Here is a 22,551-nt window from a genome sequence, read left to right as displayed (position 1 = left end):
TGCGGCTCGACCAGTGTCGTCTGCGTAATCGCTGTCGGGAAGTGTATCTGCCGAAAATCCACTGACGTTAGTACCAATCAGTATTCGACTATTTGAAAGTGTTGCGCTGAATCCGGCTGCGGCCTGTCGATGGCCTCGGATAGCTCATAAGCTGGCACGCAAGAAGGTGCCTTGGGCTGATCGTCGTTAGAGGAATCAGTGGGTGTGCTCGTCAGTAGCCTTGGAAGGCTCGTCAGAAAAGACGTGCACTGCTGGCAAAAGAGCCAGGTCTGACGCTGTGAAGCAGATTTGTCTCGGTCGCGTGTGCGGCTTTGACGGTGAAGCATCGAGCGTTGTCCGCAAATGCCATTAGCCCGGCTGAGGGCCGGGCTTGGCAGAAGCTTGCTACGAACGTCTGTGTATTAGTACAGACGAACGGCGCGGCGCTGTTCGCGCTGAACTTTCTTGGCGTGACGCTTAACAGCGGCTGCTGCTTTGCGCTTACGCTCAGAAGTAGGCTTCTCGTAGAATTCGCGGCTACGAACTTCAGCCAGTACACCGGCTTTTTCGCAGGAGCGCTTGAAACGACGCAGAGCTACGTCGAAGGGTTCGTTCTCTTTTACTTTGACGGCTGGCATCCAGAGCTACCTTCATTCATTACCGGGGTCAACATCCTCGTGGCAAAAGAGCACTTGAAGACGTCGGTTTTTAAGGGTTGCGGATGTTAACCCCTCATCGCTCGGAATGCAAAGCCTCTGATCGAAAACCGCTAGTCGGGGCATCCCATGGCGACTATTATGCGCGCCTTCGAACTCAGCCTAAACAAGGCGCAAACCCATGCTAGTACTGGGATTAGAAACCTCCTGCGACGAAACCGGTGTCGCATTATATGACAGTGAACGCGGCCTGCTGGCCGACGCGCTGTTCAGCCAGATCGACCTGCACCGCGCCTATGGCGGGGTAGTGCCGGAGCTGGCCTCGCGTGACCACGTCAAACGCATGCTGCCCTTGATTCGTCAGGTGTTGGCCGAAGCTGACTGTGTGCCGACCGAGATCGACGCCATCGCTTATACCGCGGGTCCTGGCCTGGTCGGTGCCTTGCTGGTGGGCGCCTCCTGCGCGCAGGCGCTGGCCTTCGCCTGGGGCATTCCGGCGCTGGGTGTGCACCACATGGAAGGTCACCTGCTGGCGCCCATGCTGGAGCCGCAACCACCGCAATTCCCGTTCGTCGCTTTGTTGGTGTCGGGCGGTCATACGCAGCTGGTTCAGGTCGACGGGATCGGTCAATACACGCTCTTGGGCGAGACCCTCGACGATGCCGCCGGTGAGGCTTTTGACAAGACCGCGAAGATGATGGGCCTCAATTATCCGGGTGGCCCGGAAATCGCGCGCCTCGCGGAGCAAGGGGTTGCAGGGCGTTTCGTCTTTCCGCGCCCGATGTGCGACCGTCCAGGGCTGGCTTTCAGCTTCAGTGGCTTGAAAACCTTCGCCCTGAACACCTGGCAGCAAAGCGTCAGCGCCGGGGACGACAGCGAGCAAGCCCGTTGCGACATCTCGCTGGCGTTCCAGCAGGCCGTGGTGGAGACTTTGACCATCAAGTGCAAGCGTGCCCTGAAACAGGCGGGCATGAAGCGTCTGGTGATCGCTGGCGGCGTCAGCGCCAACAAGGCACTGCGCACTTCACTGGAGAAAATGCTCGGCGACATGAAGGGCGATGTGTTTTATGCCCGTCCGGAGTTCTGCACCGACAACGGCGCGATGATCGCGTTTGCCGGCTGCCAGCGCTTGCAGGCCGGTCAGCACGAAAGCCTGGCGATCAGCGTGCAGGCGCGTTGGCCGATGGAGCAATTGTCGGCACTGTGATGACGTGCGGGATGAGCGGCGCTCATGCCCGGTATTTAAAAATGCCGTTCGCGCCCGGCAAACAGGTCGCGTAGATTGCCGCGATGGCGCCAGACGATCAGTCCCGTGAGTGCGCTCATGGGCAGCAGTGCCGCCGGTTCTTGCCAGGCCAGCAGCGGCAGGGTCAGCGGTGTGGCGATCAATGCGGCCAGTGAGCTGGTGCGGGTCAGGTAGAACGTCAGCAGCCAGGCGCAGACCGCCAGCAGTGCAGCAGGCGGGTAGAGGCCCAGCAGCATGCCGGCAGCGGTGGCGACACCCTTGCCACCGCGAAAGCGAAAGTACAGCGGGAACAGGTGGCCGATGACGGCGCTGACGCCGATCCAGGCCTGTTCTTGCAGCGAAAGGCCCGCGATGCCTGCGATCAGCACCGGCAGCAGGCCTTTGCAGAGGTCGCCGAGCAAGGTCAGGCCGGCAAGTTTCTTGCCGGCCAGGCGCAACATGTTGGTGGCGCCGGCATTGCCCGAGCCACTCATTCGCGGATCGGGGTTACCGGTCAGGCGGCTGAGCAAAATGGCGAAGGACAGAGAGCCGAGCAGGTAGGCGAGGATCGCCAATAACCAAAACATGCTAACTATTCCGGGCGAGGACGCCCTGATTCTAACGGCGCAATGCGCCCTTGTCGTGCAGCGGAGAAAAGTGCTTGGACAGAGTGTTTATCGAGGGCCTGGAAGTCGACACCGTGATTGGTGCCTACGACTGGGAGCGAGGCATCCGACAGTGCTTGCGTCTTGATCTGAGCTTCGCTTGGGATAATCGCCCAGCCGCCGCCGGTGATGACCTGACGCTGGCGCTCGATTATGCGAGCGTTTCGTCGCGCATCCAGGCTTTTTCCGAGCAGGCGCAGTTCCAGCTGGTCGAGACCTTCGCCGAACGTCTGGCTGAAGTGCTGATGAGCGAATTCAAGATCACCTGGATGCGCCTCAAACTGACTAAGCCAGGTGCGATCCCGGCTGCCACGGGTGGTGTGGGCGTGGAGATCGAGCGCGGATGTCGCTGACTCAGGTGTATCTCGGGCTCGGGAGCAATATCGAGCGTGAATCCCATTTGCAGGCTGGCCTGGAAGCCTTGGCAGGTTTCATGGTGGATATACGCTGCTCGGCGGTGTTCGAAAGCCAGCCGGTGGGGATCAAGAGCGGGCCGTTCTTCAATTTTGTGGTGTCGGCGTTTACCGATTTACCGCTGATGGAACTGGATCGCCGGTTGAAATTCATCGAGGCGGACAACGGCCGTTATGCACCGGACCGCAAGGGTTTGCCGCTGGATATCGACGTGCTGCTGTTCGGGGATCTGGTGGGCAACTTTGATGGTTTGATTTTGCCGCGGGCAGAAATTCTGAAAAATGCCTTCGTGCTGTGGCCGTTGTCGCTGATTGCACCGGATCGAGTGCATCCGGGGGTAGGTAAAAGCTTCGCTATGTTGTGGCGCGAGGCGCAGATTGATCAGGTGTTGGCGCCGGTGGCGTTTGAGTGGCGCGGTGAACAATTGACCCCTTCAAATCTGCGTTGACCCCTTCGCGGGCAAGCCTCGCTCCTTGTATGTTGACCCTGACTCCAGCGAGAGAGGTTACGCTCAAGGATTCATTCAACAGCAAGTGCGTTTCTGGGGGAGGCCGATCGCTCCTGAAGGCAGGATTTGCTCCTGACCTTGTCTGTAGAGAGGCCCCCCCGCCTCATTGCCCACCACGAAGAGTATCGAGAAGCCGACAAGTCGGACTTCGCATTACAAGGTTGCAGTGGCATGAAGTTCGAGGTCGGGGGAACCGGAAGCAATCTTACCTAAAGTCAGGGAAGTGAAAAGCATGAATACTCATGTCGGCATAGACATTGGTGCCAAAACGTCTGCCATGGGATGGCGGCAGAACGGCAAAACAGTCGGCCAGTGGGACATTCAGCACACGCCCAAGGGTCGTAAGGCCGCGGTGAATAAGATGATGGGCCTCAAACCGCTGAGCGTGGTCATGGAGGCCACCGGTATTTACTACCTGGATCTTGCGTTGGAGTTGCATGCCGCGGGCTTACCGGTCTCGGTGATCAACCCAAAAAGCTTCCACAACTTTGCCAAGTTGATGTTGCAAAACAGCAAGACTGACCAGATCGATGCGCAGTTGCTGGCTGAATATGGCGAGCGCATGGCACCCAGGCTTTGGGTCCCGCCTACGGCGGATCAAATGATGCTGCGTGCGATTGGCCGTCATATCAATCGACTGATTGGCCATCGGACCAGAGCCAAGAATGAGCTGCATGCGCTACAAGCGACAGATACGAGTATTGAGTTGCTAATCGCAGATGAGAAAGACGCGATTGCTGCATTGGATATACGCGTTGACCGTTTGAAAAAGGCTGCGCGCGACGCCATCGCCAAGTGCCCGAACCTGACCTTGCAGTTTCGCTGCATGATGGCGGCACCCGGCGTGGGAGAGGCTTCAGCGATTGCTGCACTGGCTGAGTTGACGACGCTACCTGTAACGCTCAAATCGGCACAGGTGAGCCGTTATGCGGGGCTGGACGTGAGATTGACCCAGTCAGGAACAAGTGTGAACCGCCCTGGCCGAATGTCGAAATGTGGCAACGCCTACTTACGCGCAGCGATGTTCATGCCGGCAATGACGGCAATCCGTTGCGATGAGAACGTGAAAGCCTTCTACGAAGCTCTGGTGGCCCGGGGCAAGAAGAAAATGCAGGCCATTGGAGCGGTGATGCGCAAGTACCTGACGGGTTTATGGGCTTGCATGCGCTCCGGCGAAGAATTTGATACGGCCAAGCTTTTTAGCGAAAAACATCTCGCGAAAGCTTGACCGTGAACAGAGTATCTACAGGTTCTACGCCGACCCTTGTAGGAGCGAGGCTTGCCCGCGAAGCTTTCAGGCAGGCGCCGTGTCTTTGTAAGTCTTCAACGTCTTGAGCCGTTCACGCTTGATCGCCTCACCCAGCTCCGGCCCTTTGAATCCTTTCTCCAGCAACGGCTGAATCGCCACGGTCCGAACGGCATTCGCCGCGCCCCGTAAATAATCCGCCTGTGGATAACTTCGCTGTTCCAGACCTTTGCGTCCACGCGCGTCCATCTCGCACGCCGCGATAAAATCCTCGAACCGCTGCGGTCGACGGTAAACGTCAAAACTTTGCAGCAACTCCAGCAAGGTCGACGGCTTCAGCTCCAGGGCGCGATGGCCGTGGGTGTGATATTTGCCGACCAGCAGAGCCAGTTCCTGACAGTCCCTCGGCGCCTTGAAGCGTTCGTTGACCGCCTTGATCAGTTTCAGGCCCTTGTGCTCGTGGGCAATGTGTCGGGGCCATTCTTCCTCGGGCGTCAGTCCCTTGCCCAGGTCATGCAGCAGGCAGGCCCAGCGCACGACGAGGGGTTGTTTGTGCAGTGCCGCTTGCTCCAGCACGCTCAGGGTGTGCAAGCCCGTGTCAATTTCCGGGTGATGGGCTTCCGGTTGCGGTACGCCGAACAGCGCGTCGAGTTCCGGCATCAACACCTTGAGCGCACCGCACTCGCGAAGTACCTCAACGAACACCTGGGGCTGGTCTTCCATCAAGGCGCGAGAGATTTCTTTCCAGCTTCGTTCCGCGGTCAAGACTTCGAGTTCACCTGATTCGCTGAGTTGACGCATCAGCTCCAGTGTCTCAGGTGCGACGGTGAAACCGAGCCCCGCATAACGAGCAGCGAAGCGGGCAACGCGCAGAACCCTGAGAGGATCTTCGGCGAATGCGGGGGAAACGTGGCGCAGGAGGCGATCCTTGAGATCCCGTTGGCCATGGTAAGGATCGGTCAGGTTCTGCTGATCGTCTTCTGCCATGGCATTGATTGTCAGGTCACGACGGATCAGGTCTTCTTCGAGGGTGACTTCGGGGCTGGCGTGAAAGGTAAAGCCGCCGTAACCGCGTCCGCTTTTGCGTTCGGTCCGGGCGAGAGCGTATTCCTCACCGCTTTTGGGGTGAAGAAAAACCGGGAAGTCCGCACCCACCGGGCGGAAGCCCTTGGCGAGCATTTCTTCAGTGGTGGCGCCAACCACGACCCAGTCGATGTCGGTGACAGGCTTGCCCAGCAGGCGATCGCGTACCGCACCGCCAACTTTATAAATCTGCATAAAAAACCTCCGTTAGCTCGACAGAATAACCTTTGCGTCGAACTTCCGGAGGCCGAAACAGGATCAAAGATGGATGACAGCCAGGTCCAGCCGGCCGTAATCCCCCTCGCTGTGTTCACTTCTGGGCGGAACATGCTGGGTTTTCATTATCTGATCCCCTTGCAGGGTTTCCAGGTGAATATCGAAACCCCAAAGGCGATGCAGGTGCTTTAGCACTTCCTCGGTGGACTCGCCCAGCGGTTTGCGGTCATGTTGCTGGTGACGCAGGGTCAGAGAGCGGTCGCCGCGCCGGTCGATGCTGTAGATCTGCACGTTGGGTTCACGATTACCCAGGTTGTACTGCGCCGCCAGGGTTTCACGGATGATCCGGTAGCCGGGTTCATCGTGAATGGCGGGGACCAGCAAATCGTCCTTCTGGTCGTCATCGAGAATGCTGAACAATTTCAGGTCGCGGATCACCTGGGGTGACAAGTACTGCAGGATGAAGCTTTCATCCTTGAAGCTGCTCATGGCGAACTTGATGCTCGACAGCCAGTCAGTGCCGGCAATCTCAGGGAACCAACGGTAGTCCTCTTCGGTAGGCTTTTCACACATGCGTCGGATGTCCCGATACATGGCAAAACCCAGGGTGTAGGGGTTGATGCCGTTGTAGTAGGGGCTGTCGAAGCCGGGCTGATAGACCACGCTGGTGTGCGACGTCAGAAACTCCATCATGAAGCCGTCGGTTACCAGTCCTTCGTCGTACAAGTCGTTCATCAGGGTGTAGTGCCAGAACGTGGCCCACCCTTCGTTCATCACCTGCGTCTGACGCTGTGGATAAAAATACTGGGCGATCTTGCGCACGATCCGCACAATTTCCCGCTGCCATGGCTCCAGCAGCGGTGCGTGTTTTTCGATGAAGTAAAGGATGTTTTCCTGAGGTTCTGCGGGGAAACGCGCGTTGTCCTTGTCGCTGTACTTGTCCGCACCTTTTGGAATGGTCCGCCACAGATCGTTGATCTGTTTCTGCAAATGCTCTTCCCGATCCTTTTGCCGACGGCGTTCTTCTTCGGCGGAAATCGGATACGGACGTTTGTAGCGGTCGACACCGTAGTTCATCAGCGCATGGCAGGAATCCAGCAGGTCCTCGACCGCGTCGATACCGTGGCGCTCTTCGCACTGCATGATGTACTGCTTGGCGAAGACCAGGTAATCGATGATCGAACTGGCATCGGTCCAGGTGCGGAACAGGTAATTGCCCTTGAAGAAGCTGTTGTGGCCGTAGCAGGCGTGAGCAACCACCAGGGCCTGCATGCAGATGGTGTTTTCTTCCATCAAATAGGCGATGCACGGGTCCGAGTTGATCACGATCTCGTAGGCCAGCCCCATCTGCCCACGGCTGTAGGATTTCTCGGTGCTGAGGAAGTGTTTGCCGTAGGACCAATGGTGATAGCCCAGCGGCATGCCGACGGAAGCATAAGCGTCCATCATCTGCTCGGCAGTGATCACTTCGATCTGGTTGGGGTAGGTATCCAGGGCATAACGAGCCGCCAGGCGACTGATTTCTTTGTCGTAGGCCTGGATCAGCTCAAACGTCCATTCGGAGCCGGTGGAAATGGGTTGGCGCTTCTGCTCTTTGGCGGTCATGTCACTAACCTGCGCTGGAAGAGTTCACGGAAGACCGGATAGATATCCCCGGCCGAGACCAGTTGTTGCTGGGCGAAATTGTCAGAGAAGGCTTCGGCGATGCGTTCGTACTCGAACCACAGGGCCTGGTGCTCGCGCGGGGTAATCTCAACGTAAGTGTAGTACTGCACGAACGGCATGATCTGGTTGATCAGAATGTCGCGGCAGATCGGCGAGTCGTCGTTCCAGTTATCGCCGTCGGAGGCCTGGGCGGCATAGATGTTCCACTCGTTTGTCGGATAGCGTTCGGCCATGATCTCCTGCATCAGTTTCAAGGCGCTGGAAACGATGGTGCCGCCGGTTTCGCGCGAGTAGAAAAACTCCTCTTCATCCACTTCCCGGGCACTGGTGTGGTGGCGGATGAATACGACGTCGATCTTGTCGTAGTTACGCTTGAGAAACAGGTACAACAGGATAAAGAAGCGCTTGGCGATATCCTTGGTCGCCTGCGTCATGGAACCGGACACGTCCATCAGGCAGAACATGACTGCCTTGGAACTGGGGTTGGGTTGCTTGATGAGCAGGTTGTACTTGAGGTCGAAGGTATCGAGGAACGGTACGCGATGAATGCGCGCACTGAGTTTTTCGATCTCTGATTCGATTTCCTGAATATCGCCGAAGTTGTCAGGCTCATCCCGCTTGAGTCGCAGTAGTTCCTCTTTGGCTTCACGTAATTTTGCCCGGCTGCTGCCAGACAGGGCGATTCGCCGTGCATGGGCCGAGCGCAAGGTGCGGATGATGTTGATCCGTGACGGATTGCCCTCGTTACTGATCCCGGCACGAACAGTTTTGAAGGTGTCGGTGCCGGTCAGGTTGCGCTTGACCAGATTCGGCAGCTCAAGGTCCTCGAACATGAATTCGAGGAATTCCTCCTGGGTGATCTGGAAGACGAATTCGTCCATCCCTTCGCCCGAGTTACCGGCCTTGCCGGGGCCTCTGCCACCACTACCTCCAGGCGGGCGGGCAATGTGCTCGCCGCTGGTGAATTCCTTGTTGCCCGGATGCACGACGGTCTGCTTGCCACCCCGACCGTGGTGAAGCACCGGCTCGTCAATGTCGCGGCCGGGGATGCTGATCTGTTCGCCGTGTTCCATATCGGTAATGGAGCGCCGGCTGACCGCCTCTTCGACAGCCTTTTTGATGTGATCACGGTAACGCCGCAGAAACCGCTGACGGTTCACCGTGCTCTTGTTCTTGCCATTGAGACGTCGGTCGATCACATAGCTCATGACTGCTCCTTAGAAGCTGTCCTGAAAGGGGCGAGCGGTTATGCAGCATCGACCGTGCCAAGGGATGTTCACGCTCCCCCAAGCGCTTTTGGACGCTGACTGAACCTCGCTACCGACTTTCGAACACCTTCCAAAGGTCTGTGTAACAGAAAATGCGCACACAGGCCTCTGACTGACGACAACCGGTCTGACCGGCAGCGGGTTATTGTGATTTTCTGACCCGCAGGTACCACTCGGACAGCAGTCGTACCTGTTTGTCGGTGTAGCCCCGCTCGACCATCCGTGTGACGAAGTCGTTGTGCTTCTGCTGGTCCTCTTTGCTGGCCTTGGCATTGAAGCTGATGACTGGCAGGAGGTCCTCGGTGTTGGAGAACATCTTCTTCTCGATGACCACCCGCAGTTTTTCGTAGCTGAGCCAGGTCGGGTTCTTGCCGTTGTTATTGGCCCGGGCGCGCAGCACGAAGTTGACGATTTCGTTGCGGAAATCCTTCGGATTACTGATGCCGGCCGGTTTTTCGATTTTCTCCAGTTCTTCGTTCAGCGCTACGCGGTTGAGGATCTCGCCGGTTTCCGGGTCGCGGTATTCCTGGTCCTGGATCCAGAAGTCGGCGTACAGCACATAGCGATCGAAGATGTTCTGGCCATACTCGCTGTAAGACTCGAGATAGGCGGTCTGGATCTCCTTGCCGATGAATTCGATATAACGCGGTGCCAAGTACTCTTTGAGGAAGCGCAGATAGCGTTCGCGGGTTTCGGCCTGGAATTGTTCCTGCTCGATCTGTTGTTCCAGCACGTAGAGCAAATGCACCGGGTTGGCGGCGATTTCGTGCGGATCAAAGTTGAACACTTTCGACAGAATCTTGAACGCGAAACGGGTCGACAGGCCGTTCATGCCTTCGTCGACACCGGCGTTGTCGCGGTATTCCTGGATCGACTTGGCCTTCGGATCGGTGTCCTTGAGGTTTTCGCCGTCATACACTCGCATCTTGGAGTAGATGTTGGAGTTTTCCGGCTCTTTGAGGCGCGAGAGTACGGTGAACTGGGCGAGCATTTTCAGGGTGTCAGGTGCGCAGTGAGCCTTGGCCAGGGAGCTGTTGAACAGGAGCTTGTCGTAGATCTTCACTTCGTCGCTGACGCGTAGGCAGTACGGCACTTTGACGATGTAGATCCGGTCGATGAAGGCTTCGTTGTTCTTGTTGTTGCGGAAGGTGTGCCATTCCGATTCGTTGGAGTGGGCCAGCAGGATCCCGGTAAACGGAATCGCCCCCAGACCTTCGGTACTGTTGTAGTTGCCTTCCTGGGTGGCGGTCAGCAATGGATGCAGCACCTTGATCGGTGCCTTGAACATTTCGACGAACTCCATCAGGCCCTGGTTGGCCCGGCACAGTGCGCCCGAGTAGCTGTAGGCGTCGGCGTCGTTCTGCGGGAATTCTTCGAGTTTGCGGATATCGACCTTGCCTACCAGTGCCGAGATGTCCTGGTTGTTTTCGTCTCCAGGCTCGGTTTTGGCCACGGCGATCTGGTTGAGGATCGAAGGATAGAGCTTCACCACGCGGAACTGGCTGATGTCGCCGCCGAATTCGGCCAGGCGCTTGGTCGCCCATGGCGACATGATGGTGTTGAGGTAGCGCCGTGGAATGCCGAAGTCTTCCTCGAGGATCGCGCCATCTTCAGTGGCGTTGAACAGACCCAGAGGTGATTCGAAGACGGGTGAGCCCTTGATCGCGTAGAAGGGCACTTTTTCGATCAACTGTTTCAGCTTTTCGGCCAGGGACGATTTACCGCCACCCACAGGGCCGAGCAAATAGAGAATCTGTTTCTTCTCTTCAAGGCCCTGAGCGGCATGGCGGAAATACGACACGATCTGGTCAATGCATTCTTCCATCCCGTGGAAGTCTTCAAAGGCCGGATAGCGGCGGATCACCTTGTTGGAAAAGATCCGCGACAGTCTCGAGTTGGCCGAGGTGTCGAGAAGCTCCGGTTCACCGATGGCCAGCAACAGACGCTCGGCGGCGGAAGCGTAGGCGCTGCGGTCGCTTTTGCACAGCTCAAGATACTCTTGCAGCGAGAGTTCTTCCTGGCGTGTGGACTCGAAGCGTTGTTGGAAGTGGCTAAAGATACTCATGACGTCACCTCGCTCGATACGTGGAGCCGACGCCGGATCATTCAGTCGATGCTGGCAGCGACCGAATATGCAGTCGCTGTTTACCCCCCAGAACTCTTTCGAAGCTGACTACCCCGAAAGCTACTCCCGATGACCCGCGCGCCGGTGTACCGGCTCTCCCCTGTTTTGGATGGCCTGCGCTTAAGGATAGTTGGGAATTCGGCAGGTAAAGGCGAGATACGTAATTAGTTGTGGCAGACCGTTCGTCTGCCACCGCGCGAGCCCGCGGGGGCCGGGGCTTGCACGTTACAAAAAAATTATTCGGAAGTGCCTTGCGCCGTTTCCGAAGGATAAGTCGTACGCCACAGCTCAAAACCGCCATCCATGCTGTAGACGTCGGAGAAGCCCTGGCTGATCAGGTACGCAGCGGCGCTCTGGCTGGAATTGCCGTGATAACAGACCACTACAGTCGGTGCGTCGAGGTCGGCGGCACGAATGAAATCCGAGATGGAAACATTGTCCAAATGCTTCGAGCCGGCGATGTGCAGCGCAGCAAAGGTCGCAGGGTCGCGGACATCGACCACCACTGCGCCTTGTTCGCGCAAGGCCTGGGCCTGTTCCGGGGGGATACGTTTGAATTCGCTCATGGCGGGCTCCTGTGGCACGGCTGAAAGCGCAGTCTAGCGCGGGGCGCTGGCTGACGAGGGTTCGGGACTAAGTGGGGCGACTGGCGGCAGGGCAAGGCCGTGCTCGTCGCATTTGCAAGACAGCCGTTCACCGCTGTCGACATTCATCAGGGACAGGGCGCCACCCCAGACACAGCCGGTATCGAGGGCCGAAATGCCCGGTTCGTTGCACCGGCCTTCCAGCGCGGCCCAGTGGCCGAAGATGATCTTCAGGCCCTTGGTCTTGCGTTCCTTGTGCTGGAACCAGGGTTTGTAACCCGGTGGGGCATTGTCGAGACCTTCCTTGCTTTTGAGGTCAAGCTTGCCCTCGGCGGTGCAAAACCGCATGCGGGTGAAATAGTTGGTGATCACCCGCAGGCGTGTCACGCCTTTGAGGTCGTTGTCCCATTTCGCCGGATCGTTGCCGTACATACCATCGAGGTAGGGCGGCAACAGGTTGTCATCGCGCAATGCGGTCTCGACTTCGGCGGCACACTTCAAGGCCTTGCGCAGCGACCACTGGGGCGGAATGCCAGCATGTACCAGGGCGACATCACGCTGTTCGTCGTAGTGCATGAGCTTTTGCTGACGCAGCCACTCCAGCAGTTCCGCGCAATCGGGCGCTGCGAGAATCTCGAGCAGGGTGTCGGACTTCTTCAAGCGTTCGATGTTTTTCCCGGCGGCCAGTAAATGCAGGTCATGGTTGCCGAGCACGCACACCAGCGATTCGCGGATGCTATAGAGGAAGCGCAAGGTGTCCAAGGACTGCGGGCCACGGTTGACCAGATCGCCGACCAGCCACAGACGATCCCGTGTCGGGTCGAAGGCGACTTGCTTGAGCAGGCATTGCAATGCTTGAAGACAGCCTTGCAGATCGCCGACGGCGTACGTTGCCATCAGTGCAGGGCTCCGGGCACCGCCAGACGGAATGGGGCAATGATGGCGTCGAAGTGTTTGCCGTCGTCGGCAACCATTTCATAAGTGCCCTGCATCGTGCCGACCTTGGAGGTCATGACGGTGCCGCTGCTGTAGGTGTGGCTTTCGCCCGCGTCGATCAACGGCTGCTGGCCAACAACGCCGGCACCGCGAACCTCTTCGACATGCCCGTCACCGTCGGTGATTACCCAGTGCCGCGACAACAGTTTGGCCGGTAGCTCGCCATTGTTGTGCACGGTGATGGTGTAGGCGAAGGCAAAGCGGTTTTGCTCGGGTTGCGATTGTTCTGCCAGATAGCGGGTGACGACGCTGACGTCGACCTGATAACGAGGATCGGACATGCAAGAGGCCTTAAAATCGAAGCGGAACGCGGGGCGTAGCTGATGGAACTCAGTCTAGGCCAAGTATCGGGTAGTAAACCAGACATGACGGCCGGTGTCCTACCCGATAACGCTTCCGGCCTGTCAGATATCAGCAGGCCTTTGTAGGACTTGTTCGCTGAGCTTGTCAGCCAGACGCACGAAAGCGGCCAGATCAAGTTGCTCGGGGCGCAGGCTGCCATCGACGCCGGCGGCTTCGATCTCATCGTTGCTCAACAGCAATTTGAGGGTGTTGCGCAGGGTCTTGCGGCGCTGGTTGAAGGCTTCGCGCACAACGCGCTCCAGCAACTTGTGATCCTTGGCCGGGTGCGGCAGTACCGCGTGGGGTACCAGGCGCACGATGGCCGAGTCGACTTTCGGCGGCGGATTGAACGCGCCCGGGCCGACGTTGAACAGATGCTCGACCCGGCAGTGGTACTGAACCATGATCGACAGACGACCCCAGTCACCGCCACCAGGGCCTGCCGCCAGACGCTCGACCACTTCCTTTTGCAGCATGAAGTGCATGTCGCGAATGATGCCGGCGTTGTTTAGCAGGTGGAAAATCAGTGGCGTGGAGATGTTGTACGGCAGGTTGCCGACCACACGCAGGCTGTTCGGCGCGGCATTCAGGCTGTTGAAGTCGAACTTCAGCGCGTCGCCTTGGTGCAGGTTGAAGTTGTCCTTGCCGGCGAACTGCTGGTTGAGGATTGGTATCAGGTCCTTGTCCAGCTCCACCACGTCCAACTGCGCGCCGCTGTTGAGCAGGCCTTGAGTCAGTGCGCCCTGGCCCGGGCCGATTTCCAGCAGGCGGTCTTCGGGTTTGGCGCGGATGGCGCGCAGGATGCGGTCGATAACGCCGGCATCGTGCAGGAAGTTCTGGCCAAAGCGTTTGCGCGCCTTGTGTTGGTAATGCTCGGTCATAAACGGGTCTCGGCCATCTGGTAAGCGGTTTCCAGGGCGACTTGCAGGCTGCCAGTGTCGATTTTGCCGCTGCCGGCCAGGTCCAGGGCAGTGCCGTGGTCGACCGATGTGCGGATGATCGGCAAGCCGAGGGTCACGTTGACTGCTGCGCCGAAGCCTTTGTACTTCAGCACCGGCAGGCCCTGGTCGTGGTACATCGCCAGCACCGCGTCGCAGTGCTCCAGATATTTGGGGGTAAACAGAGTGTCGGCGGGCAGGGGGCCGCGAAGGTCCATTCCTTCGCCGCGCAGGCGCTCTAATGTAGGTTCGATAATGTCGATTTCTTCATGGCCCAGGTGTCCGCCTTCGCCGGCATGGGGGTTGAGCCCACACACGAGGATGCGCGGCTGGGCGATGCCGAATTTTTCTTGTAGATCGGTGTGCAGAATTCGCGTGACCCGTTCCAGTCGCTCCGGCGTGATCGCATCGGCAATCTCGCGAAGAGGCAGGTGAGTGGTGACCAACGCCACGCGCAATCCGCGAGTGGCGAGCATCATCACCACTTGTGCGGTATGGGTCAGGTCGGCGAGAAATTCTGTGTGCCCGGAAAAGGCGATCCCGGATTCATTGATCACGCCCTTGTGCACAGGGGCCGTGATCATGCCGGCAAAATGCCCGTCCAGGCAGCCTTGGCCAGCTCGGGTCAGGGTTTCCAGGACGAAAGCCGCGTTGGCCTTGTCCAGTTGCCCGGCGGTAACCTTGGCGTTGAGCGGTGTATCCCAGACATACAGACTGTTGGCCGGCGCAGGTACATCCGGCCAGCTGTCCGGGGTGACCGGCAACAAATCGACAACCACGCCCAGTTGCGCGGCCCTCTCTAGGAGCAGGTCGCGGCTGGTAATGGCAATCAGGGGGTGTGGCTGGGCTTGCGAGGCGAGCAGCAGGCACAGGTCAGGACCTATGCCGGCCGGCTCGCCGGGTGTCAGCGCGAAACGCTTGGGTTTCACTGCGCTGCCTGGTTTGCACCAGGGAGTTTGATCTCTACGTACGCTTCATCACGGATCTGACGCAGCCAGGTTTGCAGCTCTTCGTCGTATTTGCGGTTACGCAGTACGGTCATCGCTTGTTGCTCACGGGCCTGGGTGGTGCTGTCAGTGGCGCGACGGCCAAGGACTTCCAGAACGTGCCAACCGTATTGGGTCTGGAATGGCTTGGACAGCTGACCTTGCGGGGTCTTGGCCATCACTTCGCGGAATTCAGGCACCAATGCATTCGGGTCGATCCAGTTCAGGTCGCCGCCGTTGAGGGCGGAACCCGGATCTTCCGAAAAGCTTTTCGCCAGTTCGCCGAAATCTTCGCCCGCTTTGATACGGGTATAGAGCGACTCAGCCAACGCCTTGGTTTTAGCCTCGTCGCGGATCGGGCTCGGTTTGACCAGGATATGACGCACGTGCACTTCGTCACGCACCTGGGTCTCGCCGCCACGCTTGTCGAGGATCTTCAGGATGATGAAGCCGCCCGGGGTGCGCATCGGTTGAGTGATGTCGCCGACAGTCATGGTGCTCAGCATGCGATCGAACGGCGGTGGCAGTTGACCGGCTTTACGCCAGCCCATGTCGCCACCTTCCAGTGCGGTTTCGCTGGCGGATTTGGCGATTGCCAACTGACCGAAGTCAGCGCCTTGCTTGAGCTGCTGGTAAGCCGCGTCGGCTTGTTTGGCCGCATTCTGAATAGCGTCGGAGTTGGCGCTTTCCGGCGTTGGAATCAGGATGTTGGCCAGACGGAACTCTTCGGATAACTGCATTTTGCCAAGGTCGGAAGCGAGGAAGTTCTTCACTTCCTGTTCGGAAACCTGGATGCGCTCGGCCACACGACGCTGACGCACACGGCTGATGACCATCTCGCGGCGAATCTGGTCGCGGGCGTCTTCATAAGACAGGCCATCGCGAGTCAGGGCGGCGCGGAACTGATCCACGGACATGTTGTTGCGCTGGGCAATGGTGCCGACAGCCTGGTTCAGTTCTTCATCGGTAATGCGGATACCGGAACGTTCGCCGATCTGCAGTTGCAGGTTTTCGACGATCAGGCGCTCAAGCACCTGCTGGTCCAGCACGCCGGCCGGCGGCACGGCTGAACCGCGCTTGGCGATGGTTTGCTGAACTTCATGGACGCGTTGGTCCAGTTGGCTCTGCATGACCACGTCGTTGTCGACAATGGCCACCACTTTATCGATGGACTGTACCGCGGCGTTCGCCGCGGTACCCAGGAACAGCGCGCCCAGCATCAGCGGGCGCAGACAATCAGAAAGCTTGGTCTTCACGTTCACGATAACCTTGGATGCCTTTGTCGAGGAAGCTCTCTACTTTGGCGCCGGTGAGGCCGCCGAGTCCCTTCAGAACAATTTGTAGGAAAATGCCGTGGTCGCCTTTTTCGTTTTCCGGGGCGTTCTGACTGAACTCGTCATACGAAACCCAGTAACGGTTGATCAGGCGCAGTTTCCAGCAGCAGTTGTCGTACTCGAAGCCACCGAAGGCTTCCAGGGTACGGTTGCGGTTGTAGTCATACTGCCAGCGGCTGATGGCGTTCCATTGCGGCACGATCGGCCAGATCACCGAGAAGTCGTGCTGCTGAATCTTGTAGTAGTCCTTCACGTAGCCAGGTTGGCCTGGGGTGCCGTAGTCACCACCACCCACTTGCCACTTACCGGTGTTCTGGTCGTAACGGACCTGATCATTGCGATAGCGATAGCCAGCGTTGATGACCTTGTTCGGGTTGTCTTCAGGCTGGTAGTGGAACATCGCGCTGCCCGAGCGAGGGCTGCGGCTGTCCGGGTCCCAGTTGTAATCGGCCGTGGTGCGCCAATCGCGGTTCCAGCGATATTCGTATTCCAGCGCATAGGGCGAGACATTAGCCTGCGCATCCTGGCGGGTTTTTGCATCAATACCCGGCAACTGAACTTCGCGATCCTTGAAGTACATGGCCTGGCCAACGCTGATGCGTTGACGTTCAAAGCCATTGTCTTCGATCCAGCGGTTGGTTACGCCCAGAGACAGCTTGTTCTCGTCACCGACGCGGTCGGAGCCGGAGAAGCGGTTGTCGCGGAACAACGACGCGTAGTTGAAGGTGTATTCACTGGTGTCGAATACTGGAATGTCTTCCTGATCCGTTTCAGGTACGTACAGGTAGAACAGGCGCGGTTCGAGGGTCTGGCGATAATTCTTGCCGAACCATTGGGTGTTGCGATCGAAGTACAGGCCGCTGTCGATGCTTGCAATCGGCACACCTCGGTTCTGGTTGCTGCTGAAGGTGCCGTTGAGCTTTTGCTGTTCCGCAGTTTGCGCGGCAATCTGGCTTTTGCCGGTACCGTCCAGATCCAGTTGGTACTGGGTGTATTGGTACTTGAGCGATGGCTTCAGGTAGCCGTAAGTCCAGTCCAGCGGCAGGCTGACACCCGGTTTGAGATTCAAACGGTCGCCGTTGGCCCGTGCCAATCCCGTCACGTTATTATCAAGACGCGGCTCGACGGTGTCGTCTTCGTTTACGAAGTTACCGTCCTTCAAGTCACGATCAAACCGTACGACTTCTGTCTCGTAGTCGAAGTCCAAGCCGCCAGGGTGGGTCGGCAACTGACCATTGAAAGTGATCTGCGGCAAGCGGTCGTACGGCGTAATGTCCGAAACGGTCGCGAGCTGATAAGCCTGGGCGTTCACGCGAGCGGTGTAGCTGTCGCCACGATAGGTGACAGAACCCTGCTGGTTCACATAATCGGAGCTTTTAACCCCGATCTGGTCGGTTTGCAGATCCTGGAAGTAATACGGATCGCTGATCTTGGTGTAATCGACTTGAGTCAGAACGCGCGAGTCGAGACCACCCTTGTGCTGCCAGTTGTACATGTAGCGATTTTTTTGGTAATCGGTCTGACCACTACGATCGGTGTCTTCGTCGTTGAGGTACGCGGCGCCGAGCTGACCTTCGCTGGACGGGGTCAGGTAACGGAATTCGCCTTCCATCAACAAGCCGTGCTTACTCATGTAACGCGGGTACAACGTGGCGTCGTAGTTCGGTGCCAGGTTGAAGTAATACGGTGTGACCAGCAGGAAGCCGGTATCGCTGCCGGTGCCGATAGTCGGCGGCAGGAAGCCGGACTGGCGACGGTCATCGATCGGGAAATAGATGTACGGCGTGTACAGAACCGGAATGTCCTTGACCCGCAGCGTCACGTTGGTCGCGGTACCGAAACCGGTGGCCGGGTTCAAGGTGATGTTGTTGCCCTTGAGTTGCCAGGCGTTACTGTCCGGTTCGCACGTGGTGTACGTACCATCCTTGAGACGGATGATCGCGTTCTCGGCACGCTTGGCGTACAGCGCGCTGCCGCGGATACGGGATTTGTGCAGGACGTATTCGGCGTTGTCGACCTTGGCTTCACCGGTGTCGAGTTGCACGTCGGCGTGGTCGCCCACGATCAGTGCGCCGTTGTCGCGAACACGGACGTTGCCGCTCAGTTCGCCACGGCTCTCGGCCTGGTAGAGGTTCGCTTCGTCGGCTTCGACCTGCATGCTGCCCTGACGCATGACCACGTCACCGGCCAGGGTCGCGACCTGCTCATCCTGCTTATAGCGAGAGGCTTTGGCGCCGAGAAAGGTCGGAGCGTCACTTTTACTCGTCTTGTCATTCATGCCAGGACGAATCGGTTCGATATAGGAACCAGAGCAGTAAGGACCGGTTTCGGCCAATTGCGCTGCAGTGAGTTTCTCGCGCGGAACCCAGTCGAGGTGGCTGTAGTCTTCGCTACGCGACTTCAGGCCGCGGCCCTTGGACTCGGTCACTAGCGCAGGCTTGGCGCTGGTGTCTTGACTGGAACCGCTGTCGGCCGGAGTCTCGCCGCTCGCGCTTACCGCCGCACTGCCGTCATGGACGGGACGCGGTGGCAGCGCAGCTGCTGGAGATTTTGGCGCACAGTTCCAGGCACCCGAAGCAGAGACTGAGCAGTCATACTGTTCCGCGGCGACCACGAACGAAGTGGCTAGAGGTTGCAGGGCCAGCAGACTGCCGGTAACCAACAACGGAAATTTTTTACGAAACGCGGGGGATTTCAATGCCATCTTATTAGTCCGGGCTTCCTGCGTGCCATCTGCCCGCGGTGTGGGCCGCACGCCTCTCGATGGTCTGAAAAAGATGCTGGATAATAAAGCATGACCCGCTTGACGGCTAGCGCCGTCGGAGACCCTTGCAATGCCTGACCAAGATGTACGTTTGCAACACCTGAAAGTTTGGCTCGATGAACAATTGGCTGCCCTCTTTGCAGAGCAGGGTTGGGGCGTCGTACCCCCGGCCACGTTGACCGCGGCCAGTAGCGATGCGAGTTTTCGACGTTATTTCCGCTGGGAAGGCGAGGGCAGAAGCTTCGTCGTGATGGACGCACCACCCCCCCAGGAAAACTGCAAACCCTTCGTGGATATCGCTTTTTTGCTGGCGAAATCCGGAATAAATGTTCCGAAAATTTATGCCGAAGACCTCGAGCGTGGTTTTCTTTTGCTCAATGACCTGGGCAACAAGACTTACCTGGACGTAATCGACAGCGAAAATGCCGACGATTTGTTCAAGGATGCCCTGCAAGCACTGCTGGCTTTTCAGCAACTGCCGATGGTTGCACCGCTGCCAAGTTATGACGTTGCGCTGCTGCGCCGCGAGCTGGAATTGTTCCCCGAGTGGTACGTAAAGCGTGAGTTGGGTATCGAGTTCGACGCGGCTCAGCAAATGCTCTGGCAGAACGTGACCGAGCTATTGATCGACAGCGCCCTGGCCCAGCCCAAAGTGCTGGTGCACCGCGACTACATGCCGCGCAACCTGATGCTCAGCGAACCGAATCCCGGTGTGCTGGATTTCCAGGACGCAGTCTATGGCCCGGTGACCTACGACGTGACCTGCCTGTTCAAGGATGCGTTCCTCAGCTGGCCTGAAGAGCGCGTGTACGGCTGGCTGGAAGCTTATTGGCAGCAAGCGGGTGCGCTTGGCATCCCGGTCCAGCCTGACTTCGAAAATTTCCTGCGTGCCAGCGACCTGATGGGCGTGCAGCGTCACCTGAAAGTGATCGGCATCTTCGCCCGTATTTGCCACCGTGACGGCAAACCGCGCTACCTGGCCGATGTGCCGCGCTTTTTTGCTTATATAGACGCAGTGATCGCCCGTCGTCCTGAGCTGGCCGAGCTGGATGTATTGCTGGCCAGTCTGCGTGCTGGAGCGAATGCATGAAGGCGATGATTCTGGCGGCAGGCAAGGGCGAGCGCATGCGCCCGCTGACCCTGACCACACCGAAACCGCTGGTTCGCGCTGGCGGGATACCGTTGATCGAGTATCACTTGAAAGCCTTGGCGGTGGCGGGGTTTACCGAGGTGGTGATCAACCACGCCTGGCTTGGCCAGCAGATCGAAAACTACCTCGGTGATGGCTCTCAATACGGCGTACGTATTCAGTACTCGCCGGAAGGTGAGCCACTGGAAACCGGAGGCGGGATTTTCCGCGCGTTGCCGCTGTTGGGAGACAAGGCCTTTGTGGTGGTCAACGGTGACATCTGGACCGACTATGACTTCAGCGTATTGCACCAACCCATCACCGGGCTGGCGCATTTGGTGCTGGCGGACAACCCGGCTCATCACCTAGCCGGGGATTTCAGTCTGATCGACGGGCAAGTGCACGACGGTCTGCCGGACACTGCAACCCTGACCTACAGCGGCATCGCGGTGCTGCACCCGCAGCTGTTCGACGGTTGCTCCGCCGGGGCGTTCAAACTCGCCCCACTGCTGCGCAAGGCCATGGCCGATGGACACGTAACCGGCGAACGCTTGAACGGACATTGGGTGGATGTTGGCACTCACGAGCGTCTGGCTGAAGTCGAAACTCTGTTAGAGGCGAGACGCTGACATGCTGTGGCCAGGGACTCTGATTGGAGCCGGAGTGGGCTTTTTCATCGCCAGCATTCCGGGGGCCATGCTTGGCGCCTTATTGGGGCAGGCGCTGGATCGGCGCTTGCACTTGCAGAGCTGGGCGCACTTGCGAGAAAAGCTCGGTGGTCGCTCGGTGCTGCGCAACGACGAACTGCTGTTTGTGTTGTTGGGACGACTGGCCAAGAGCGATGGACGGGTGGTGGAGGGCCACATCCAGCAAGCCCGTCAGGAAATGCGTTCGCTGGAAATGAACGAGTCGGCCCAGCGCCGGGCAATTGCCGCGTTCAATCGCGGCAAGTCGGGAGATGACCGGTTGCGCGGTTACCTGCGCCGCTTGAGTGCTCAACCCCATGCGGCCGAAGGCGTCTTGCGCGCCTGTTGGCGGATGATCTGGGCTGATGGCCGCGCCGGTAGTGCTGAGCGAGCGCTGATTACGCAGTGGGGCAAATGGCTGGGCTGGACACGGCATCAAGTGCAGGCGCTGGCGGCCGATTATGAACAGCACAAGCTTGCGCCGGTCAGCAACGCTGTCACCTACCAAGATGCGTTGCGGCTTTTGGGCGTGTCGGCGACCAGCGAGCCGGCGCAGATCAAACGCGCTTATCGACGCCTGCTGAGTCGCCATCACCCGGACAAGATTGCCGGCAGCGGTGCGACGGCGTCGCAGGTTCGCGAAGCCACTGACAAGACTCGCGAGCTGCATAGCGCCTACACATTAATTCGCGAGCGTCGGGATTTTCGCTAGCAGGGCAGGGGTGTAATACCTGTCAGGCAGCGAGGGTCAATCGGCTAGCGGACTCAGCCATCCACGCACGCGGCGGAACAACTGCTCTTGCTCTGCCTTGGTATTCCCGGGCAAAGCCTTGAGCGCTACCTGGCTGAATGCCGAAGCTTTCAAACGTTTGCTGGCTTGCATACGTTCTAGCGCCGCGTTGCGATCCAGCGGCTTATCCATATAGAAGATGTCTGCGGTGGGCAGCTTCAGGGTCGGTGTCAGTTCGGCCAACTCTGGTTTGGCTTTCACCGGCATCTGAGCGGCGACCATCACAAACTTCTCCACTTGCGAGGGCTGCTTTTCGCTCAGGTAGCGCGCGGCCCAGTAAGCGCCGGTGCCATGGCCCAATACGACAATGCGGCGAGCGCTTTGCTGTTCGGCATAGGCAATGGCGGCGTCGATGCGGGCGAAGATTCGTTCGGCGTCGGCGTTGGCCTGTTCCTCGGTGGTTTCGGCGATCACCTTGTCCGCCACCTCCGCTTCACCGCCCGCGGCTTGTTCGATGGGCGCTGCGGTGGTCGAGTCTTTGCTGCCAGTGTCGGGGGCTTTTGGCGTGAGTGCCACTTCTACGATGCGTGGTGCAATGGCATCGCTTTGCACGTCCGGCAAGGTGATACTCAGGCTGCTCCACTCGGCGTCCGGCAATTTACGTCGCAATGGACCTATTGCTTGCGGCCAGTCAACGCTTTCGCCGGCACCCGGGATGATAATCACCGCGCCTTTGGGCTCGGCGGTATTGGCTGGTTTCCACAAGGCCAGAAACGTATCGCTACCCGCTTGCAGTTGCTGTTGTTCCTGGGCGGGGATCTTGCGCTCAAGTGCAGTCGCTTCTTCCTGACTACGCTCAAGCAGCGGCTGGCGCTCGACCGGTTTTGCTTCGGCGAGTTGTGTCGCGGCGGGTGCCGGGTCGGCGGCCGCGACGGAAAAGGCGCAAGGCAGGAGCAGCGACAGGCACAATGCTGGCAATGCCAGGCGGTAAACAGGGGGCATCGGATATTCC

21 protein-coding genes are annotated in these 22,551 nt (G+C 58.6%); 7 read left to right on the top strand and 14 right to left on the bottom strand.

Going from position 1 to position 22,551, the window contains the following annotated elements:
• Positions 1–401: 401 nt before the first annotated feature.
• Positions 402–617 carry a 30S ribosomal protein S21 gene (gene rpsU / locus ACYZT3_RS26940; protein WP_002551877.1) on the bottom strand — a complete coding sequence of 72 codons (216 nt, stop codon included), beginning with the start codon at positions 615–617 and terminating at the stop codon, positions 402–404.
• A 199-nt stretch (positions 618–816) separates the two neighbouring features.
• Here rpsU and tsaD point away from each other — a divergent pair, with 199 nt between their 5' ends.
• Positions 817–1,842 carry a tRNA (adenosine(37)-N6)-threonylcarbamoyltransferase complex transferase subunit TsaD gene (gene tsaD / locus ACYZT3_RS26935; protein WP_282381444.1) on the top strand — a complete coding sequence of 342 codons (1,026 nt, stop codon included), beginning with the start codon at positions 817–819 and terminating at the stop codon, positions 1,840–1,842.
• 35 nt (positions 1,843–1,877) lie between these two features.
• Here the strand turns inward: tsaD and plsY are convergent, their stop codons facing one another.
• On the bottom strand, positions 1,878–2,447 hold the full coding sequence (plsY, locus tag ACYZT3_RS26930; protein WP_462031094.1) for a glycerol-3-phosphate 1-O-acyltransferase PlsY: 570 nt from the start codon (positions 2,445–2,447) through the stop codon (positions 1,878–1,880).
• 74 nt (positions 2,448–2,521) lie between these two features.
• Here plsY and folB point away from each other — a divergent pair, with 74 nt between their 5' ends.
• The 3 genes from folB to ACYZT3_RS26915 all read left to right on the top strand — a co-directional run bounded on the left by folB (position 2,522) and on the right by ACYZT3_RS26915 (position 4,675).
• Complete coding sequence (folB, locus tag ACYZT3_RS26925; protein ID WP_282381450.1) at positions 2,522–2,878, top strand: dihydroneopterin aldolase; 357 nt, start codon at positions 2,522–2,524, stop codon at positions 2,876–2,878.
• A complete protein-coding gene (gene folK / locus ACYZT3_RS26920) occupies positions 2,869–3,387 on the top strand; it encodes a 2-amino-4-hydroxy-6-hydroxymethyldihydropteridine diphosphokinase (protein WP_282381452.1) in 519 nt (172 codons plus the stop codon). The genes folB and folK overlap by 10 nt, the downstream gene beginning before the upstream one ends.
• Positions 3,388–3,679: 292 nt before the next feature.
• Entirely contained in the window at positions 3,680–4,675 is a 996-nt protein-coding gene (locus ACYZT3_RS26915) for an IS110 family RNA-guided transposase (RefSeq protein WP_462030744.1), read from the top strand.
• Between the two features lie 66 nt (positions 4,676–4,741).
• Here the strand turns inward: ACYZT3_RS26915 and ACYZT3_RS26910 are convergent, their stop codons facing one another.
• The 11 genes from ACYZT3_RS26910 to ACYZT3_RS26860 form a co-directional block, all read right to left on the bottom strand.
• Positions 4,742–5,971 (bottom strand): multifunctional CCA addition/repair protein, encoded by a 1,230-nt coding sequence (locus ACYZT3_RS26910; protein ID WP_282381876.1) that lies wholly within the window; start codon positions 5,969–5,971, stop codon positions 4,742–4,744.
• A gap of 63 nt (positions 5,972–6,034) precedes the next feature.
• Positions 6,035–7,597 (bottom strand): SpoVR family protein, encoded by a 1,563-nt coding sequence (locus ACYZT3_RS26905; protein WP_282381879.1) that lies wholly within the window; start codon positions 7,595–7,597, stop codon positions 6,035–6,037.
• Positions 7,594–8,865 carry a YeaH/YhbH family protein gene (locus ACYZT3_RS26900; RefSeq protein ID WP_282381882.1) on the bottom strand — a complete coding sequence of 424 codons (1,272 nt, stop codon included), beginning with the start codon at positions 8,863–8,865 and terminating at the stop codon, positions 7,594–7,596. The genes ACYZT3_RS26905 and ACYZT3_RS26900 overlap by 4 nt, the downstream gene beginning before the upstream one ends.
• A 202-nt stretch (positions 8,866–9,067) precedes the next feature.
• Entirely contained in the window at positions 9,068–10,990 is a 1,923-nt protein-coding gene (locus ACYZT3_RS26895; protein WP_033056218.1) for a PrkA family serine protein kinase, read from the bottom strand.
• A 296-nt stretch (positions 10,991–11,286) separates the two neighbouring features.
• On the bottom strand, positions 11,287–11,616 hold the full coding sequence (glpE, locus tag ACYZT3_RS26890; protein ID WP_046045372.1) for a thiosulfate sulfurtransferase GlpE: 330 nt from the start codon (positions 11,614–11,616) through the stop codon (positions 11,287–11,289).
• Between the two features lie 33 nt (positions 11,617–11,649).
• Positions 11,650–12,531 (bottom strand): symmetrical bis(5'-nucleosyl)-tetraphosphatase, encoded by an 882-nt coding sequence (locus tag ACYZT3_RS26885; RefSeq protein ID WP_282381895.1) that lies wholly within the window; start codon positions 12,529–12,531, stop codon positions 11,650–11,652.
• On the bottom strand, positions 12,531–12,911 hold the full coding sequence (gene apaG / locus ACYZT3_RS26880) for a Co2+/Mg2+ efflux protein ApaG (protein WP_123368659.1): 381 nt from the start codon (positions 12,909–12,911) through the stop codon (positions 12,531–12,533). Before apaG ends, ACYZT3_RS26885 begins: the two co-directional genes overlap by 1 nt.
• A 123-nt stretch (positions 12,912–13,034) precedes the next feature.
• Positions 13,035–13,853 (bottom strand): 16S rRNA (adenine(1518)-N(6)/adenine(1519)-N(6))-dimethyltransferase RsmA, encoded by an 819-nt coding sequence (rsmA, locus tag ACYZT3_RS26875; RefSeq protein ID WP_462031093.1) that lies wholly within the window; start codon positions 13,851–13,853, stop codon positions 13,035–13,037.
• On the bottom strand, positions 13,850–14,839 hold the full coding sequence (gene pdxA, locus ACYZT3_RS26870) for a 4-hydroxythreonine-4-phosphate dehydrogenase PdxA (RefSeq protein ID WP_282381913.1): 990 nt from the start codon (positions 14,837–14,839) through the stop codon (positions 13,850–13,852). The genes rsmA and pdxA overlap by 4 nt, the downstream gene beginning before the upstream one ends.
• Positions 14,836–16,152, bottom strand: coding sequence for a peptidylprolyl isomerase SurA (gene surA / locus ACYZT3_RS26865; protein WP_462031092.1), 1,317 nt, complete (start codon positions 16,150–16,152; stop codon positions 14,836–14,838). Before surA ends, pdxA begins: the two co-directional genes overlap by 4 nt.
• Positions 16,133–18,934, bottom strand: coding sequence for an LPS-assembly protein LptD (locus ACYZT3_RS26860; protein WP_462031091.1), 2,802 nt, complete (start codon positions 18,932–18,934; stop codon positions 16,133–16,135). Before ACYZT3_RS26860 ends, surA begins: the two co-directional genes overlap by 20 nt.
• A 130-nt stretch (positions 18,935–19,064) precedes the next feature.
• Between ACYZT3_RS26860 and ACYZT3_RS26855 the strand changes: the two genes are divergently transcribed.
• The 3 genes from ACYZT3_RS26855 to ACYZT3_RS26845 are packed head-to-tail and all read left to right on the top strand — an operon-like array spanning position 19,065 to position 21,521.
• Positions 19,065–20,084, top strand: a complete 1,020-nt coding sequence (locus ACYZT3_RS26855; RefSeq protein ID WP_282381922.1) for an aminoglycoside phosphotransferase family protein — start codon at positions 19,065–19,067, stop codon at positions 20,082–20,084.
• Complete coding sequence (gene murU, locus ACYZT3_RS26850; RefSeq protein WP_282381925.1) at positions 20,081–20,752, top strand: N-acetylmuramate alpha-1-phosphate uridylyltransferase MurU; 672 nt, start codon at positions 20,081–20,083, stop codon at positions 20,750–20,752. The genes ACYZT3_RS26855 and murU overlap by 4 nt, the downstream gene beginning before the upstream one ends.
• 1 nt (position 20,753) lies before the next feature.
• Positions 20,754–21,521 carry a TerB family tellurite resistance protein gene (locus ACYZT3_RS26845; protein WP_282381928.1) on the top strand — a complete coding sequence of 256 codons (768 nt, stop codon included), beginning with the start codon at positions 20,754–20,756 and terminating at the stop codon, positions 21,519–21,521.
• A gap of 36 nt (positions 21,522–21,557) precedes the next feature.
• Here ACYZT3_RS26845 and ACYZT3_RS26840 read toward each other — a convergent pair whose 3' ends face one another.
• A complete protein-coding gene (locus tag ACYZT3_RS26840; RefSeq protein ID WP_462031090.1) occupies positions 21,558–22,541 on the bottom strand; it encodes an alpha/beta hydrolase family protein in 984 nt (327 codons plus the stop codon).
• Between the last annotated feature and the right edge of the window lie 10 nt (positions 22,542–22,551).

It is taken from the genome of Pseudomonas sp. MDT1-16 (genome assembly GCF_054898115.1).
This window is presented reverse-complemented; position numbering and strand designations above follow the sequence as displayed.

Bases quoted from the DNA above. Each gene is read 5' to 3' on its own strand.
- ACYZT3_RS26895 (WP_033056218.1), bottom strand. From the start codon at position 10,990: ATGAGTATCTTTAGCCACTTCCAACAACGCTTCGAGTCCACACGCCAG.
- rsmA (WP_462031093.1), bottom strand. From the start codon at position 13,853: ATGACCGAGCATTACCAACACAAGGCGCGCAAACGCTTTGGCCAGAAC.
- ACYZT3_RS26915 (WP_462030744.1), top strand. From the start codon at position 3,680: ATGAATACTCATGTCGGCATAGACATTGGTGCCAAAACGTCTGCCATG.
- folK (WP_282381452.1), top strand. From the start codon at position 2,869: ATGTCGCTGACTCAGGTGTATCTCGGGCTCGGGAGCAATATCGAGCGT.
- ACYZT3_RS26845 (WP_282381928.1), top strand. From the start codon at position 20,754: ATGCTGTGGCCAGGGACTCTGATTGGAGCCGGAGTGGGCTTTTTCATC.
- ACYZT3_RS26905 (WP_282381879.1), bottom strand. From the start codon at position 7,597: ATGACCGCCAAAGAGCAGAAGCGCCAACCCATTTCCACCGGCTCCGAA.
- ACYZT3_RS26900 (WP_282381882.1), bottom strand. From the start codon at position 8,865: ATGAGCTATGTGATCGACCGACGTCTCAATGGCAAGAACAAGAGCACG.
- glpE (WP_046045372.1), bottom strand. From the start codon at position 11,616: ATGAGCGAATTCAAACGTATCCCCCCGGAACAGGCCCAGGCCTTGCGC.
- plsY (WP_462031094.1), bottom strand. From the start codon at position 2,447: ATGTTTTGGTTATTGGCGATCCTCGCCTACCTGCTCGGCTCTCTGTCC.
- apaG (WP_123368659.1), bottom strand. From the start codon at position 12,911: ATGTCCGATCCTCGTTATCAGGTCGACGTCAGCGTCGTCACCCGCTAT.
- ACYZT3_RS26885 (WP_282381895.1), bottom strand. From the start codon at position 12,531: ATGGCAACGTACGCCGTCGGCGATCTGCAAGGCTGTCTTCAAGCATTG.
- ACYZT3_RS26910 (WP_282381876.1), bottom strand. From the start codon at position 5,971: ATGCAGATTTATAAAGTTGGCGGTGCGGTACGCGATCGCCTGCTGGGC.
- ACYZT3_RS26860 (WP_462031091.1), bottom strand. From the start codon at position 18,934: ATGGCATTGAAATCCCCCGCGTTTCGTAAAAAATTTCCGTTGTTGGTT.
- ACYZT3_RS26855 (WP_282381922.1), top strand. From the start codon at position 19,065: ATGCCTGACCAAGATGTACGTTTGCAACACCTGAAAGTTTGGCTCGAT.
- rpsU (WP_002551877.1), bottom strand. From the start codon at position 617: ATGCCAGCCGTCAAAGTAAAAGAGAACGAACCCTTCGACGTAGCTCTG.
- ACYZT3_RS26840 (WP_462031090.1), bottom strand. From the start codon at position 22,541: ATGCCCCCTGTTTACCGCCTGGCATTGCCAGCATTGTGCCTGTCGCTG.
- tsaD (WP_282381444.1), top strand. From the start codon at position 817: ATGCTAGTACTGGGATTAGAAACCTCCTGCGACGAAACCGGTGTCGCA.
- murU (WP_282381925.1), top strand. From the start codon at position 20,081: ATGAAGGCGATGATTCTGGCGGCAGGCAAGGGCGAGCGCATGCGCCCG.